This window comes from Exilibacterium tricleocarpae, assembly GCF_007004655.1.
In the GTDB taxonomy this organism is placed as follows: Bacteria; Pseudomonadota; Gammaproteobacteria; order Pseudomonadales; family Cellvibrionaceae; genus Exilibacterium; species Exilibacterium tricleocarpae.
The window spans coordinates 420,735-436,828 of record NZ_ML660087.1 but is presented as its reverse complement, the minus strand read 5'-3'; the positions used below and the strand labels follow the sequence as shown (position 1 = coordinate 436,828).

At 59.0% G+C, this 16,094-nt stretch carries 11 protein-coding genes; 6 read left to right on the top strand and 5 right to left on the bottom strand.

Going from position 1 to position 16,094, the window contains the following annotated elements; genetic code table 11:
- Positions 1-16: 16 nt before the first annotated feature.
- Positions 17-3,517: a DNA polymerase III subunit alpha gene (gene dnaE, locus FKG94_RS01650; protein ID WP_142902433.1), complete on the bottom strand. Its 3,501-nt coding sequence runs from the start codon at positions 3,515-3,517 to the stop codon at positions 17-19.
- A 504-nt stretch (positions 3,518-4,021) separates the two neighbouring features.
- Between dnaE and FKG94_RS01645 the strand changes: the two genes are divergently transcribed.
- From FKG94_RS01645 to FKG94_RS01620, 6 genes are all read left to right on the top strand, one after another.
- Positions 4,022-5,251: an MFS transporter gene (locus FKG94_RS01645; RefSeq protein ID WP_142902432.1), complete on the top strand. Its 1,230-nt coding sequence runs from the start codon at positions 4,022-4,024 to the stop codon at positions 5,249-5,251.
- A 100-nt stretch (positions 5,252-5,351) separates the two neighbouring features.
- The gene (locus FKG94_RS01640; RefSeq protein WP_179957438.1) at positions 5,352-5,639 is read left to right on the top strand and encodes a DUF6489 family protein; all 288 of its coding nucleotides are present in this window, start codon (positions 5,352-5,354) and stop codon (positions 5,637-5,639) included.
- Positions 5,640-5,668: 29 nt separating this feature from the next.
- Positions 5,669-6,307: a helix-turn-helix transcriptional regulator gene (locus tag FKG94_RS01635; protein WP_218943397.1), complete on the top strand. Its 639-nt coding sequence runs from the start codon at positions 5,669-5,671 to the stop codon at positions 6,305-6,307.
- A gap of 544 nt (positions 6,308-6,851) precedes the next feature.
- Positions 6,852-7,481: an RNA polymerase sigma factor gene (locus tag FKG94_RS01630; protein ID WP_142902431.1), complete on the top strand. Its 630-nt coding sequence runs from the start codon at positions 6,852-6,854 to the stop codon at positions 7,479-7,481.
- Complete coding sequence (locus FKG94_RS01625) at positions 7,478-7,882, top strand: DUF3619 family protein (protein ID WP_142902430.1); 405 nt, start codon at positions 7,478-7,480, stop codon at positions 7,880-7,882. Before FKG94_RS01630 ends, FKG94_RS01625 begins: the two co-directional genes overlap by 4 nt.
- Positions 7,872-8,369 carry a DUF3106 domain-containing protein gene (locus FKG94_RS01620; RefSeq protein ID WP_179957437.1) on the top strand — a complete coding sequence of 166 codons (498 nt, stop codon included), beginning with the start codon at positions 7,872-7,874 and terminating at the stop codon, positions 8,367-8,369. Before FKG94_RS01625 ends, FKG94_RS01620 begins: the two co-directional genes overlap by 11 nt.
- Before the next feature lie 103 nt (positions 8,370-8,472).
- Here the strand turns inward: FKG94_RS01620 and nadA are convergent, their stop codons facing one another.
- The 4 genes from nadA to FKG94_RS01600 all read right to left on the bottom strand — a co-directional run bounded on the left by nadA (position 8,473) and on the right by FKG94_RS01600 (position 15,985).
- Positions 8,473-9,531 (bottom strand): quinolinate synthase NadA, encoded by a 1,059-nt coding sequence (gene nadA, locus FKG94_RS01615; protein ID WP_142902428.1) that lies wholly within the window; start codon positions 9,529-9,531, stop codon positions 8,473-8,475.
- Positions 9,532-9,674: 143 nt separating this feature from the next.
- Positions 9,675-10,967: a spinster family MFS transporter gene (locus tag FKG94_RS01610; RefSeq protein WP_142902427.1), complete on the bottom strand. Its 1,293-nt coding sequence runs from the start codon at positions 10,965-10,967 to the stop codon at positions 9,675-9,677.
- A 787-nt stretch (positions 10,968-11,754) separates the two neighbouring features.
- Complete coding sequence (locus tag FKG94_RS01605; RefSeq protein ID WP_142902426.1) at positions 11,755-12,342, bottom strand: fasciclin domain-containing protein; 588 nt, start codon at positions 12,340-12,342, stop codon at positions 11,755-11,757.
- A gap of 469 nt (positions 12,343-12,811) precedes the next feature.
- Positions 12,812-15,985 (bottom strand): efflux RND transporter permease subunit, encoded by a 3,174-nt coding sequence (locus FKG94_RS01600; RefSeq protein ID WP_142902425.1) that lies wholly within the window; start codon positions 15,983-15,985, stop codon positions 12,812-12,814.
- Positions 15,986-16,094: the final 109 nt, after the last annotated feature.

The following is a 16,094-nucleotide window of genomic DNA, read 5'->3' as shown; positions in this document are numbered from 1 at the left end:
CGTCGCGATCCATAGATCAATACAACAAGGACACCTTGTCCCGCCCATATACATCCCGCAACTGTTGCAACAGTTCGTCCACCGGCCGAACCTGCCACTGTTGCCCCAACTCTAACTGCGCCTTGGCATCACTGCGGCTGTAGTCGATCAACACCGGGCAGTTGCCCTGGCGATAGGGCTCCAGGATGCCGGCCAGTTGGGCCGAAAAGTCTACCCCCAGGCGAGACGACGACAACTGCAACTGCAGGCCCCGCGCCAGGGTCTGCCGGGCATCGCTCAAAGACTGCACCGACTCGGCCCGCATCTTCAGGCCGCCGCTGTAATCGTCGTGACTCACCTGCCCGTCGATCACCAGCAAATCATCCTTGACCAGTTTTTCCCGGTACTCCGTGTAAGTGTCAGAGAACACCGCCACCTCGATCCGCCCGGAGCGGTCGTCGAGCGTGACAAACGCCATGGTGTCGCCGCGCTTGGTTTTCATCACCCGCAAACCGACCACCAGACCCGCCACCTGCTGACTGCTGCGATCGGCTTTTAAATCGACGATACGCGAAGACACCAGATGGCGTAGTTCGTGTTGGTACTCATCGATGGGATGGCCGGTGAGATAGAGACCAAGGGTGTCCTTCTCACCGTGCAGGCGCTCCTTGATATGCCAACTGCGGGTGCGGCGAAACTCACTGTAAACATCATCACCGGAATCACCGCTCGGCACGACATCGCCGAACAGGTCACCCATGCCGGCACTGGCATTGGCAGCGCTCTGCTCGGCGGCCTTGACCGCTTCGTTCATGGCGGCAAACATCACCGCACGATCATAGTCCAGCTCCACCCCGGGACCGATCGAATCCATGGCCCCGGAGCGCACCAGTGCTTCCAGCGCCCGCTTGTTGACTTTGCGGGGATCGATCCGCGCGCAAAAGTCGAACAGGTTTTTAAACGGCCCGCCACTTTGCCGCGCCTCGATAATACTCTCCACCGGCCCCTCGCCCATGCCTTTGATAGCCCCCAGGCCGTAAATCACATGGTTGTCGGCATCCACCGTAAAGTGAAATTCACCGCGGTTTACATCGGGGGGCAGCAGCGTCAGCCCCATATCGCGACATTCCTCGATAAAGGTCACAACTTTATCGGTCTTATCCATGTCCGAGGACATGGTGGCGGCCATAAAATGCGCCGGGTAGTGCGCCTTCAGCCAGGCGGTCTGATAAGACACCAACGCATAAGCGGCGGAGTGGGATTTGTTGAAGCCATAACCGGCAAACTTCTCCACCAGATCGAAAATCTTCATTGCCAGCTCGGGGTTCACCCCCTGCTCGGCCGCCCCGTCTTTGAAGGTGGAGCGCTGTTTCGCCATCTCCTCGGGTTTTTTCTTGCCCATGGCGCGGCGCAACAGATCGGCGCCGCCGAGCGAATACCCCGCCAGCTCCTGGGCGATCTGCATCACCTGTTCCTGGTAGACAATGACCCCGTAGGTGGGCTCCAGAATCGGCTTGAGTTTCTCGTGCTGGTACTTGGCATCCGGGTAGGCCACCTGGGCGCGACCGTGTTTGCGATTGATAAAATCGTCCACCATGCCGGACTGCAGCGGACCGGGTCGAAACAGCGCCACCAGGGCGATCATATCCTCCAGGTTATCCGGTTGCAGGCGTTTGATCAGGTCTTTCATACCGCGGGATTCCAACTGGAACACCGCGGTGGTTTCAGCCTTTTTCAACAGCGTGAAAGTCGCCGCATCGTCGAGCGGTATGGCGGCGATGTCCAGCGGCGCCTCGCCGGCGGCGGCGCGCTGGCGGTCAATCATCCGCTTGGCCCAGTCGATAATCGTCAGGGTGCGCAGGCCGAGAAAGTCGAACTTCACCAGCCCTGCATCCTCGACATCGTTTTTATCGTACTGGGTGACGAGGCCATCGCCGGCCTCGTCGCAAAACAGGGGGGCAAAATCCGTCAGCTTGGTCGGCGCAATCACCACGCCACCGGCGTGTTTGCCGACATTGCGGGTTACCCCTTCCAACTGCAGCGCCATCTCCCAGATTTCCTGGGCATCGCCGTCATTTTGCAGAAAGTCCCGCAGTATCTCCTCCTGATCAAACGCTTTTTTCAGCGTCATGCCCACATCCGGCGGGATCATCTTGGAGAGCTTGTCCGCCAGCCCGTAGGATTTTCCGAGCACCCGCGCCACATCGCGCACCACCGCCTTGGCGGCCATGGTGCCGAAGGTGATGATCTGCGAGACGGCATCGCGACCGTAATTTTCCGCCACGTAGTTGATGACCTGGTCGCGGTTGTCCATACAGAAGTCGACATCGAAGTCCGGCATGGAAACCCGCTCGGGATTGAGAAAGCGCTCGAACAGCAGATCGTACTCCAGCGGATCGAGATCGGTAATTTTAAGCACGTAGGCCACCAGCGAGCCGGCACCCGAACCTCGCCCCGGCCCCACCGAAATGTCGTGATCTTTGGCCCACTGAATAAAGTCCATCACAATCAGGAAATAGCCGGGGAATCCCATCTGGATAATGATGTCCAGCTCAAACCGCAGGCGCTCCTCATAGACCTTGCGCCGCTCGGCGTAATCGGGCGCCTGGGGGTCGAGCAGCAGGCGCAGGCGCTCCTCCAGTCCCTCGAAAGAAATTTTCTCGAAGTACTGGTTTTCCGTCAGTCCGTCGGGAATCGGGTACTCGGGCAGAAAATACTTGCCGAGTTGGATATCCAGGTTGCAGCGCTTGGCAATTTCCACCGTATTTTCAAGCGCTTCGGGAATATCGCTGAACAGCTCCGCCATTTCCGCGGGGCTGCGCAGGTATTGCTGTTCGCCATAGCGGCGCTCGCGCCGCGGGTCGTCGAGCGTGCGGCCCTCGCCGATACAAACCCGCGCCTCATGCACATCAAACTCATCGCGATCGATAAACCGCACATCGTTGGTGGCCACTACCGGACACTGGCGCGCGGTCGCCAGGACGACGGCGGCGTGCAGATACTCCTCGTCGTGCTCGCGCTCGGTGCGCTGCAACTCCAGATAAAACCGGTCGGGAAAATCTGCCATCCAGGCATCTAGCAGGGCCGCGGCCTGCTCCTGCCGGCCACTGAGCAATGCCACCCCGACATCGCCCATTTTGGCACCCGAGAGCGCAATCAGGCCCTCGTTGCATTCCGCAATCCACTCGCGCTTCAGATAGGCGACCCCCTGGCGCTGCCCGTGCAGGTAGGCGCGGGAGATAAGTTCGATAATATTGCGGTAACCCTTGTCGTCCATGGCCAACAGCGTCAGCAGGGTGGGTTGTCCCTCGGGGTCCGGGTTAGCGAGCCAGAAGTCGCCGCCGCCGATAGGTTTCAGTCCGGCTCCCTGGGCAGCCTTGTAAAACTTGATCAAACCGTAGAAATTGCACAGGTCGGTAAGGGCCACGGCCGGCATCCCCATCTCGGCGACTTTGGCAATCAGGGGTTTGATACGGACCAGGCCGTCGACCAGGGAAAACTCTGAATGAACCCGCAGGTGGATAAATGATGCAGACATGGTATTAACAGCGACGCCCCGGTTTAGGTTAAACGCGCTATTCTAGCCCGGATAGGTCAAACAGCGATAGGCGACAGCAAGCCCCGCCGACCCGCGGCAAGGCAGTGCCTGATGAGGCCCCACCGCAGCACTCCGATCCGCCCATCGCCACTAATGACACTTACTTAAGCAAAAATGTGCCAATTGATCGGCCTGCCCCTAGGTGAGGCTTTCAGAAACACGTCATAAACCCCTCCCTGGGGACTCGCCTAAAGCGCCTACTCTTGGTCCCGGCGGCATCCCTGCTGCCGAGAGTTTCTGAAAGCCCCACCTAGCGGCAGACCTACCCACCATATTCTTAAACTAGTCCGATAGAGAAAACTCTGAAGCCAATTAATTTTGCTAGCTCTCTTAAGTAAGCGCCATTGCCCACCACCACGTTATATAAATTTTTTACTTTACTTATCAGACAACCCCCCTAAAATAAACAAACTTTAAACTTTACTTATTGAATCGAGACACGCCATGCAGCCCTCTCCCCGCGCCACCCTCTGGGTGCTGATGCTGGTGACTGTGTTGGGAACCGCCGGCATCGCCCTGCCCTACCCGGTGCTGGCGCCTTTTTTCAGCGCCGGTGACAATGCACTGACCCGCTTTCTCGACTGGCACCCCAACATCCTGCTGGGCCTGGCGCTGGCCATCTATCCGCTGGGCGTGCTGATCGGCAGCAGCTTTCTCGGCGCTTTGTCAGACCGTCGCGACCGCCGGCAGCTGCTCGTCGTCTCGCTGGTTGCCGCCACCGCCGGCTACCTGCTCTCAGCCCTGGCGATCCGGCTGGAAAGCTTCCCGTTACTGCTGCTGGCGCGCCTGCTGACCGGCCTCTGCGAGGGCAATGTGGCCATCGCCCGCGCCATGGCGGCGGAACTGCACCCGGCCATTTCGCGCACGCGGGCCCTGTCACTGCTGTTTGCCGCGACCTATGCCGGCTGGCTGATTGGCCCCATTATCGGCGGCTACACCATGCCCCTTGGGGTAGAGGCGGTTTTTTTACTGGCGGCCGGGGCTTCGCTCCTGTGCGCCGCGCTGGTGGCGGTCTGTATTCGCGACCGGCGCGTCCCGCCCGCAGGTGAGCCACTGCAATGGCAGCAACTGTGGCGCGAGCACTCCTTCAGACTGTTCAAGTACGACGATATAAAACCCTATATCTACTTCCAATTGCTGTTTTGCCTGGGCACCAACGCTTTTTATGAATTTTATCCCCTCTGGCTGGTGGACAGCTTTGCCGCCAGCAGCAAAGACATTGCCAATACCACCATCGCGGTTACCCTGGTGATGATTGTCACCAGCATCCTGGTGGTCACGCCCCTGGCAGCCAGGCTCGGCAAACACCGGGTGCTGATGGCGGCCAATCTCACCTTCGCCCTGACCTTGCTGATCCTGCCCTTTACCCAACGGGCCACAGCTTGGGTACTATTCGGCCTGAGCGGCGGTTTGATTGCCCTGGTCAACGGCGTCTACCCGGCTATGATCTCGGAGCGCTTCGATCACTATGGCCAGGGCAATGTCATGGGGCTCAGCACCACGCTGTTTTTCCTCGCCAATGTGATCATGGCGGTGGCGGGAGGCTGGATCTCGGTGCTGGGCAGCCACTGGGCGCTGGTGACCGGCGGTATCTGCTGCCTGTTGGCATGGGGCTGGTTTGCCGGCGCTATCCGGTCGCGCCGCACCGATGACGGCGCAGCGGGGGCGGCCTGAGATGGCACAGCCGGCAATTTTATTCGATCTGAAGCCCGGATCGTGGTCTAATCTGCCCTGGGTCGCCACATGTCTTGTATAAGCCCGGGGAGCCAGGCCAATGAAATTCAATATCGAAGTCGACATGACGCCGGAGGAACTGCGACGGCTGCTGGGAATGCCGGATGTCAGCGGTATCCAGGAGAATATGATCAACAAGATACGGGACAAAATGGCCCAGGGTGTCGAGGGCTTCGATGCGGTCAACCTGTTGAAACCTTACCTGCCCGAAAATCTGCAGGCTCTGGGCTCGATGCAGAAAGCTTTCTGGGAAACCGTATTAAAATCCAAGAAAACCACATCCTCGAAAGGTCCCGATACCGGCGGGGAAAAGCAATCGGAGCCGTGAAGAAACTGCGCTGACGCAGTCTTGCCATTATGACCATCAACGCCAGCAGTGAAAAAATTCTTCGCCTGCTAAAAACCCGCGGCGCCATGACCGCGCAGCAACTGGCGGTGCTGTTGAACATGACCTCCATGGGCGCACGCCAGCACCTCCACCACTTGCAGAACGAGGGCCTGGTCTCGACCTTTGACCGCAAGGAAAAAGTCGGCCGCCCGAGTCGCTACTGGCAGCTCACCACCACGGCCCAGCAGCACTTCCCCGACCGCCACGCGGATCTGACCCTGGCGCTGATCGACAATGTCCGCGAGCTGTTCGGCGAAGAGGGCCTGCAACAACTTATCGACAAACGGGAACGGGAGGCCGAAGCCAACTACAGCCGCGAGTTGGCGGCGCTGCCGGAACTCGGCGCGCGCCTGGCGCGGCTGGCGGAACTGCGCTCCGGCGAGGGCTATATGGCCGAAGTGATCGAACAAAGCCCCGGCCAGTGGCTGCTGGTGGAAAACCATTGCCCGATTTGTGCCGCCGCGGCCAGTTGCCGGAATTTTTGCCGGTCCGAACTGGCGATTTTTCGCCGCTGCCTGCGCGCCCGGGTGGAGCGCAGCGAGTATATCCTCGACGGCGCTCGCCGCTGCGCCTACCTGATCACGGCGCTGCCGGCGGAATCGGCTTGATAGCGGCGCGTTGCGCAGCTGCCTGTCAACCTATTGGATACTTCTGCGTTTAGAAAAAGACAGGTTCTATATCGCACCCACTTCAGGCGCCTACTTTGTTTTGTAGTAGCATTTTAGCAAATACGTGCCAATTGATCGGTCTGCCTCGGGATGGGCCCTCAGAAACCCGCTGTAAACCCATCCATGGGAGCTTCCCGACAGCATCCCTGCTGTCGAGAGTTTCTGAAGGCCCATCCCGAGGCAGACCTACCCCCGGCATTTTTAATCAAGTTCGGTAAGGGCGCATGAAGATCGATAAACTGTGCAGGTCTGTGGTGGTCCTTTTAAATACCACTAAAAGTAGGCGCCTGAAGTAAATGCCGTCAAGAACAGGTCTTTTTTTCGCAGCGGCGCGCCTCGCATTTTACGACGCACAGCCGACGGAGGCACCACCGATGTCAGTAAAACCCGTGTTTTATCACGAACCAGCGACAAGCCCTGAAGACCTCGAAACCCGTAACCACAGGGGCACAGGCTGCACTGAACACCGCAATCGGCCCAGTGGATGGTAAATGCGGTTACGGACTGGGACGGGACGGCACCTCTGGGCAGGTTAACCGATAGCCGCCAGAGCGCCACTGCGACGCCGGAGACGAAGCAGGCACTGGAGCGGTTTCTCGCTTCGGCGGAGCGCCGTGCCCGCTATATGGCAAGGATTGCCACAGGCAATGACGAAGACGCGCTGGATATCGTGCAGGACACCATGCTGGAGCTGGTGCGGCGCTACAGCAACCGCCCGGCCGAGCAATGGCGGCCGCTGTTTTTCACGATTCTGGGCAGTCGCATCACCGACTGGCACCGGCGTCAGTCGGTGCGCAACCGCTGGCGCCTGTGCCTGGATAAACTGGGCCTCGACAACAGTGGCGAGGCGGGCACCGGCATCGACCAGTTGCCGGACCCGCAGGGTCGCCAGCCCTGGCAGGAGCTGCATCGGGAAGACGGCCTGGGCCGACTCGGCAAGGCCGTCGAGAAACTGCCGTTGCGACAGCAGCAGGCGTTCCTGCTGCGCGCCTGGGAGGGTTTGAGTGTGGCTGAAACCGCCGCCGCCATGGGCTGCTCGGCGGGCAGCGTAAAAACCCACTACTCCCGAGCCACTCACAGTCTGCGTGCCAGTTTGGAGGAATACGTTCCATGACAGTGAAACAGCGAGAGCAGTTGGCCGACCCCTGGCTGGATCGGGCCAGACAGCAACTGGACGCGGAGGCCGATCGCATTGACAGCGCCACCAACTCGCATCTCGAGCAGGCGCGGCGGGCGGCGCTGGCACAACGGGATCGGCCACGGCAGCGGTTTACGGCGGCAACCTGGTGGCGCGGCGGCCTCGCTGCAGCCGCGGTCGGCGTCCTGGCGGTGGCGCTTTGGCAGCCCGATAGCAGCGACGCGGGACCGACGACTATTCTGTCAGAGGACGGTTTTGCCGATGGCCTGCTGGAAGACCAGGCGGAACCGGAATTTTTTGATGAGTTGGAGTTCTACCACTGGCTGTCCGGGGAAGGCATCGACACCGCGTCGGGCGATGAGAATCATGGCGCCTAGTCTACGCCGGGCAGCACGATCACTGGCAGTTTGGCTGTTGGCCACTGTATGCCTGAGCGCTAGCGCAAACGCAGACGCCCCACTCGAGTGGCAACAACTCAACCGCGCCGAACAGAGAGTCTTACAACATCACGCCGCCGACTGGGACAGCCTGCCCAACCAAAAACGCCACAAACTTCACCGCAGTGCACAGCGCTGGCTGGCTATGAGCCCTGAGCAAAAGCGCAACGCCCGGCAACGCTTCAAGCGCTGGCTGGCACTGCCGGTCGACCAAAGGCGGCACATCCGCCAGCGCTATCAGCAGTTCAAGCAACTGCAACCCGACGAGCAACAGCGCCTGCGCGATATCTATGCACAATTCAAAGATCTGCCGGCAGCACAGCGCCAGTCCCTGCGCGAGCGCTGGCGGCAACTGACCCCGGAACAACGCCGCAAGATCAAACAGCGGGTACGCCGCCAGCACCGGCAACAGGCTGACCAACAGTAACGAAACGGGCAGCGGTCAGGCCATCACAAATGAATCGCTAAGAGGCCGGACGAAGAAGGTCTGAGGCACGGCAGCGGGAACCGGCCTAACGGTTCAACAACACTCAGGCTTTGAAATCCAGCATCCGCTGCAGCGGCACCATCGCCCGCTCGGCCAGCGCCGGATCGACGTGAATCTCGTCGCCACCGTGCTCGAGGGCGCCGAGCAGGCTGTCGAGGCTGTTCATCGCCATCCACGGACAGTTGGCGCAACTGCGGCAGGTCGCACCGCTGCCGGCGGTGGGGGCGATATGAAATTCCTTCTGCGGGGACAGCTGCTGCATTTTATAGAAAATCCCCTGGTCAGTGGCCACGATAAACTGCGGGTTGGGCAGGGACTGGGAAGCTTTGATCAACTGCGAGGTGGAGCCCACGACATCGGCTAATTCCACCACCGCTTGGGGCGATTCCGGGTGCACCAGCACCGCCGCATCCGGATAGAGGGTTTTCAGATCTGCCACGCCTTTGGCTTTGAATTCCTCGTGGACGATGCAGGCACCGTCCCAGAGAATCATATCGGCGCCCGTCTCCCGCTGTACGTAACTGCCCAGGTGCTTGTCCGGGGCCCAGATAATTTTCTCGCCGCGGGCATCCAGGTGATCAATCAAATCCCGTGCGATACTCGAGGTCACGACCCAGTCGGACCGGGCTTTTACCGCCGCCGAGGTATTGGCGTAGACAACAACCGTGCGGTCGGGGTGTTGGTCGCAAAACGCCGAAAACTCATCCGCCGGGCAACCGAGGTCCAGGGAACAGGTGGCCTCCAGGGTGGGCATAATGACTTTTTTGTGCGGCGTGAGTATCTTCGCTGTCTCGCCCATAAACTTGACGCCGGCGACGATCAGGATATCGGCCGGATGCTGTTTGCCGAAGCGGGCCATTTCCAGCGAATCGGAGACACAGCCGCCGGTTTCCTCCGCCAGCGCCTGTACCACCGGGTCGGTATAGTAATGGGCCACAACGACGGCGTTTTGCGCAACCAACAGCGCTTTGATACGGTCTTTGAGCACCTGCTGCTCGGCGGGTGAGTATTGCGGTCTCACCTGCAGCTTGGCCAGGTGTTCTTTAACGAGGTCCCGCGCAGTGGGATCGGCCCCTGTCGGCACCTTGGCGATGACGGACATACTGACTACAGCTCACGCACTCCTAAATGGCCGCTTACTATAGCACAATCTGCACGGGTGCAGAAAAACCCCGGTTAAACCTTGAGCGCTGCATGGGTATAAGCACGGGACTGTAAATGGCCAAATACTTAGCCGGATCAAATTCAGGACCGCGCCAGATCGCCGGGCAGTCTGCGCGCACCCATAAAAAAGCACAGCGCCGCAACCAGGGCCATCAAGGCAACGATCGCCATCGAGTAACGCAGTGATTCAGCCCCGTGGGTCGCCACCAGAAAATCACTCAGCAAGCCGACGGTCAAGGGTCCGAAACCCAGTCCGATCAAATTCAGAATCAGAAACAACACCGCCGAGGCCATGGCGCGCATGCGGGGCTTGACCAGGGTGTGGGTAATTGCCAGTGTCGGCCCCAGGTAACAGGCGCCGGTAAAGGTGGCGCAAAAGATAAAGACGAGCGCTGCCGTTGCCCCGCCGGCAAACAACCCGGCCAGTATCAGCGGCACATTCATTATCTGTGTTATGACCGACACCCACAGGTACCAGCGCTTATCGGCGGCACCCTTGCGATCCGCTATTATGCCCCCGCAGATAGTGCCCAGACCGCCGCCGATACCGGAGGCCAGCGCCAGGCTGGCACCGGTCTGCAAGCTGTCAAAGCCGTGAAAGCGGATTAAAAAAGACGGCATAAAATTGCCGATGCCGTAACTGGTAAACGCCGCCAGGGCGGTACCCAGGGAAAAATAGCGAAACGAGCGCAACTGCCACAGCGCCGCCATGGTCGCACGAAAACTCGGTGGCGCGGCTTCGGTGCCGCCATCGTACATACCGCGCACCGGTTCCCGCACGGTCAGGCGCAACACCAGCGCCACCAGCAGACCCGGCGCCCCCACCAGAAAAAAGGCCATGCGCCAACCGAACATCTGGTTGACCCAGCCCCCGATGAGAAAACCCGCCAAAATCCCGATATAGACCCCCATGGAGTATACGGACATGGCTGTGGCGCGCTGCTGCGGTGGAAAATAGTCGGATATCATCGAGTGGGCGGGCGGACTGCAACCGGCTTCGCCGACCCCGACGCCGATGCGGTACAACAGCAGTTGGAGATAATTCTGGGCCATCCCGCACAGCACCGTCATGCCGCTCCAGACGGTAATCGCCAGAGCGATAATATCGCGGCGGTTGCCGCGGTCGGCCCAGCGTGCGATAGGAATGCCCAGACTGACATAGAAAACGGCGAAGGCGAGCCCGGTGAGCAACCCGAGTTGGGCGTCGGAGAGCTGTAATTCGGCTTTTACCGATTCCTGCAGAATGACCAGGATCTGGCGGTCGATAAAGTTGAAGGTATAAACCAGTGTGAGAATAGCGAGAACGTAGATGCGATAATTTTTAGAAACTTCCTTTGTACGGGCAGGCTCGGCCTCCGTATGTACTTTTTCCATAATCACCATCCGCTGTCAGATATCGGGGATCACAGTCTAACAGCTTTTGGAGAGTTGTTGTAAAGAGTGTCAATAAGCGGTTGGAGGAGATGTGGGTCTGCAGACTAAAATCCGGTGCATGGTACAGGGAACTGCTCCCCGTTAGGGGGGCGCCTCTCCCGGCGGCACGGTGCGGGGACTGAGTGCCTGAATTTTGACCAGGCTTTTTCTGGTCTAAATTCAGGCACTCTGTCCTCCTCGAAGGGAACCACTCCCGGTCAACGAAGCCCCCTTTTCCGGTGGCAAGTGGTGCTATAAAGAAGTGGAGTGGCACCATTCTATGGGGACGCAACTGAAGTTACGTCCCCGCACCGTGCCACCGCAGTTGGTGCCATGAAGGAGTGAAGTGGCACCATTCTAAGGGGACGCAACTGAAGTTACGTCCCCGCACCTTGCCACCGCAGTTGGTGCCATAAAGAAGTGAGGTGGCACCATTCTAAGGGGACGCAACTGAAGTTACGTCCCCGCACCGTGCCACCGCAGTTGGTGCCATAAAGAAGTGAGGAGGCACCATTCTAAGGGGACGCAACTAAAGTTACGTCCCCGCACCGTGCCACCGCAGTTGGTGCCATAAAAAAGTGAAGTGGCACCATTCTAAGGGGACGCAACTGAAGTTACGTCCCCGCACCGTGCCGCCGGGAGCGGTGCCTCTAAAAAGGGGAGTGGCACCATGCTAAGGGGACGCAACTAAAGTTACGTCCCCACACCGTGCCAGCGCTGTTGGTGCCGATAACCTGCCCTCTTATCCTCAGCTACAAAGATCAGCAGGCGGCGCAATCGGCAACAATATCTGGTTAATCGGATAAACCACCCAGCGGTAGCCGGAAATACCGTCGACCGTAATCTGCGAGGCCGTGGCATTGGCATCGCCCTGGACGAACAGGCCACCCTGATTGACACCGGTCTGGATGCTGCCGCCATTGACAGTGTGCAGCGAGCCGGCCCGCAGCAGGCGGGATTTACCCCTCACGGTATACAGCGTGGCGTGATAAGTAAGAATGGCGGTCAGCGCATCGGTATCACCCACCTGCAGGTTGATCAACCGGGTGGCCAAATCCAGGGCATCCGAACACCCTAACGCCGCCGCTGTCGCCTCGAAAACATCGTCGGTGGGCGCAAACAAGGTCACCCGGTTTTCGTCCAGCACCGAGGTTAAATTGGTCGTGTCCAAAGCAAACTTCAAGGTGCCGAAGCCGTTGCTGTCGAGCACGTCCGACAACTTGGTGTAGTAGCGCCAGGCGTGCGCCGAGGTGGACATCATCAACATCAGTAAAACGGTCACAGCGCCGGCCAGGACGCGCTGCCTGGCTGCTAATACCCTATACAAACTCTTCATTATTTTTTCCCTCCATCGGGATGGTCGGTGTCATAAAAAGCAACAAAATACAACGTCAATGAGTTGGTGTTTCACCAACGCGTACGTATACGGCACTGCGCCGGAAAAAGTTCATTGCTTTTTACAACGCGGAAAAAATACGGCGCGAAAGTTTTCTTTGCTCAGGCGTTGGTCCTTTTCCTGACAACCACCGCTGGCGCACCATAAACTTCATCCAGATGATTCACCAAAAGCTGCTACGCTTTTACGCGGGACGATCCCGAGCCCGCGCCCGGCGTCAAACACAGCCGGAAAATTATCGATACCGCTGCCAAAGCGGCGTACGGTGAGAAACCGCGCCAAGCCTGGCACTGGGAATACCGCCGGCGCGGTTGCATGGGGGCGGCCGGTCTTGCCTTTGACAGCGGCCAAACAAACCACCGGTCTGTCAGTATCAACAGCACCGGGCCGCGTAGCGTCAGTGTTAAATCTACGCGGCCAGTCGCGTACTTTCCTGTGCAGCCGGGGTGGACGTCTTGCGCGTCTCAAGCTTGCGCAGCAGCACGTAAAACAACGGCGTCAAAAACAAACCGAAGAAAGTGACGCCCAGCATGCCCGAAAACACCGCGATGCCCATGGCATTGCGCATCTCGGCGCCGGCACCGGTGGACAGCGCCATCGGCAGCACACCCATGATAAAGGCAAAAGATGTCATCAGAATCGGGCGCAGGCGCAGCCGGCTAGCCTCGATGGCGGCGGTTACGATATCGCGTCCCCGGGTCTCCAGTTCGCGGGCGAATTCAACAATAAGAATCGCGTTTTTGGTCGCCAGCCCCACCAGCACAAACAGACTGATCTGGGTAAAAATATTGTTGTCGCCGCCGCTCAGCCAGACACCGGCAATGGCCGACAGCAGACTCATGGGCACAATTAAAATCACCGCCAGCGGCAGGGTCAGGCTTTCATACTGAGCGGCCAGCACCAAAAACACCAACAGTACCACCAGCGGAAAAACCAACACCGCGGTATTGCCGGCCAGTATCTGCTGGTAAGTCAATTCGGTCCACTCGAAGTCCATACCCTTGGGCAGTGTCTCCTCGACAATAGCGGCGATGGCCACCTGCGCTTGGCCACTGGAGTAACCCGGTGCCGCATTGCCGTTGATATCGGCGGCGCGGAAGGCGTTGTAGCGCCCGGCGCTCTCCGGCCCGAAGCTTTCGCTGACGGTCAACACCGCGCCGAGCGGCACCATATCGCCGCGGTCGTTGCGCACCTTCAACTTGAGAATATCCTCGGGCGTGGAACGGAAGGGTTTATCCGCCTGGGCCACCACCCGATACGTGCGCCCGAACTGGTTGAAATCGTTGATGTAGAGCGAGCCCAGGTAAATCTGCATCGCCTCGAAAACCTCATTGATATTGAGCCCCAGCTGTTTGGCCTTGGTGCGATCGAGATCGGCGTACAACTGCGGCACGTTGATTTTGTAACTGGAAAACACACCCGCCAGTTCCGGCGCCGCGTAAGCTTTTTGTAACACCTCGCCGAGCGCGGCGTTGAGCGCTTCATCGCCGCGGTCGGTGCGATCCTGGATTTGCAGTTTGAAGCCGCCAATGGTCCCCAGCCCCTGTACCGGCGGCGGCGGGAAAATCGCGATAAATGCTTCATCGACAGCGCCGAATTTCTCCTGCAAGCGCTGGGAAATGGCTACGCCCGACAGGGAGTCGTCGGTGCGATTGTCAAAATCATCGAGGGTCACAAACACGATGCCGGCGCTGGAACTGTTGGTGAAACCGTTGATCGACAGACCGGGAAACGCCACCGCCCCGGTCACTCCCGGTTCATTGAGGGCAATGTCGGACATTTCCCGCATCACCGCCTCGGTGCGCTCCAGCGTCGCGCCGTCCGGCAACTGGGCAAAACTGACCAGGTATTGCTTGTCCTGTACCGGCACGAAGCCCTGCGGTACCTGCTGGAAACCAAAATAGGTCAACCCCAGCAACAAACCGTAAACCGCCAGCGCGGCGGACTTGTGACCCAGGATACCGCCAACACCTTTGGAGTAACCCACGGAGCTGCGTTTGAAAAAACGGTTGAAGCCGTTAAAAAAACCACCGAAGACTTTGTTCATACCCCGGGTCAGGGCGTCCTGCTTGTCGGTGTGGCTGCGCAGCAACAGGGCCGACAATGCCGGACTCAAGGTCAACGAATTAAACGCGGAAATAATCGTGGAGATGGCGATAGTCAGGGCAAACTGTTTATAGAACTGTCCGGTAAGACCGCTGATAAATGCGATGGGAACAAACACCGCCACCAGTGTCAGCGAGATGGCGATAATCGGACCGCTCACCTCTTGCATCGCTTTATAGGTGGCCTCTCGGGGGCGCAGACCCTCTTCGATATTGCGCTCGACGTTTTCAACCACCACGATGGCGTCGTCGACGACAATACCAATCGACAGCACCAGACCGAACAGTGACAGCGCATTGATGGAGAAACCAAACAGATGCATCAGGGCAAAGGTGCCCACAATAGAAACCGGCACCGCCAGCAGCGGGATAATGGAGGCACGCCAGGTCTGCAGGAACACAATCACCACCAGCACCACCAGGCCCACCGCTTCCAACAACGTCTTGACTACGGCTTTGATAGAGCCCCTGACAAACACCGTGGGATCGTAGACCACACTGTACTCGACACCTTCGGGAAAGTTCTCCCGCAACTGCTCCATCCTGGCGCGCACGTTATTGGAAATCTCTATCGCATTGGCGCCCGGCGACTGGAATATGGGCAGCGCGACGGCGCGCTTGTTGTCCAACAGGGAACGCAGCGCATACTCCGAAGCGCCCAGTTCCACGCGTGCCACATCGCGCAGGCGGGTGATCTTGCCGTCGCGGTCGGCGCGAATGATGATGTCTTCAAACTCCTCCGGCGTCTCCAGCCGGCCTTTGGCGTTCACCGGTAGTTGAAATTCAATGGCATCGTCATAGGGTGCACCCCCTATCACGCCGGCGGCAACCTGCACGTTTTGCTCGCGCACCGCGGCGACGACTTCACCGGCACTGAGGCCGCGCTCGGCAATTTTTTCCGGGTTCAACCACAGGCGCATGGCGTAGTTGCCGGCGCCGAACAGGCGCACCTGACCCACACCCTCGATACGCGCCAGTTCGTCTTTTACGTTCAACACGGCATAGTTGCGCAGATACAAGGTATCGTAGCGATCGTTGGGCGAGGTAAGGTGCACCACCATTGTCAGGTCCGGCGAACTCTTAACCGTTGTAACACCCAGTTGCCGGGTCACGGCGGGCAGCCGGGGCAGCGCCTGTGACACCCGGTTTTGTACCAGTTGTTGCGCCAGGTCCGGATCGGTGCCGATTTCAAAGGTGACGGTGAGCGTTACCAGGCCGTCGGCGGTCGACTGGGAGTACATATAAAGCATGTTCTCCACCCCGTTTATTTCTTCTTCCAACGGCGTGGCGACCGTTTCGGCCACCACCTCGGGGTTGGCACCGGGAAACGACGCATTGACGACCACCGTCGGCGGCACCACTTCCGGGTATTCGGAAATCGGCAGTTGGAACATGGAAATAAGACCGGCCAGGAAAATACCGACCGACAGCACGCCCGCGAGAATCGGTCGATCGATAAACGCTTTAGAAATATTCATGGTTGTTGCTCTCTTGATACTGTCGTTGTCGGAATCGGTTTTGTTGCCGGCGTTATCGTTACTGGCACTACTACTGCCATCACTGTCGTTACTTTCGGCACTACTCCCA

Coding starts and splice junctions, on each gene's coding strand:
- FKG94_RS01640 (WP_179957438.1), top strand. CDS start 5,352: ATGAAATTCAATATCGAAGTCGACATGACGCCGGAGGAACTGCGACGG.
- dnaE (WP_142902433.1), bottom strand. CDS start 3,517: ATGTCTGCATCATTTATCCACCTGCGGGTTCATTCAGAGTTTTCCCTG.
- FKG94_RS01645 (WP_142902432.1), top strand. CDS start 4,022: ATGCAGCCCTCTCCCCGCGCCACCCTCTGGGTGCTGATGCTGGTGACT.
- FKG94_RS01600 (WP_142902425.1), bottom strand. CDS start 15,985: ATGAATATTTCTAAAGCGTTTATCGATCGACCGATTCTCGCGGGCGTG.
- FKG94_RS01610 (WP_142902427.1), bottom strand. CDS start 10,967: ATGGAAAAAGTACATACGGAGGCCGAGCCTGCCCGTACAAAGGAAGTT.
- FKG94_RS01625 (WP_142902430.1), top strand. CDS start 7,478: ATGACAGTGAAACAGCGAGAGCAGTTGGCCGACCCCTGGCTGGATCGG.
- nadA (WP_142902428.1), bottom strand. CDS start 9,531: ATGTCCGTCATCGCCAAGGTGCCGACAGGGGCCGATCCCACTGCGCGG.
- FKG94_RS01620 (WP_179957437.1), top strand. CDS start 7,872: ATGGCGCCTAGTCTACGCCGGGCAGCACGATCACTGGCAGTTTGGCTG.
- FKG94_RS01635 (WP_218943397.1), top strand. CDS start 5,669: ATGACCATCAACGCCAGCAGTGAAAAAATTCTTCGCCTGCTAAAAACC.
- FKG94_RS01605 (WP_142902426.1), bottom strand. CDS start 12,342: ATGAAGAGTTTGTATAGGGTATTAGCAGCCAGGCAGCGCGTCCTGGCC.
- FKG94_RS01630 (WP_142902431.1), top strand. CDS start 6,852: ATGGTAAATGCGGTTACGGACTGGGACGGGACGGCACCTCTGGGCAGG.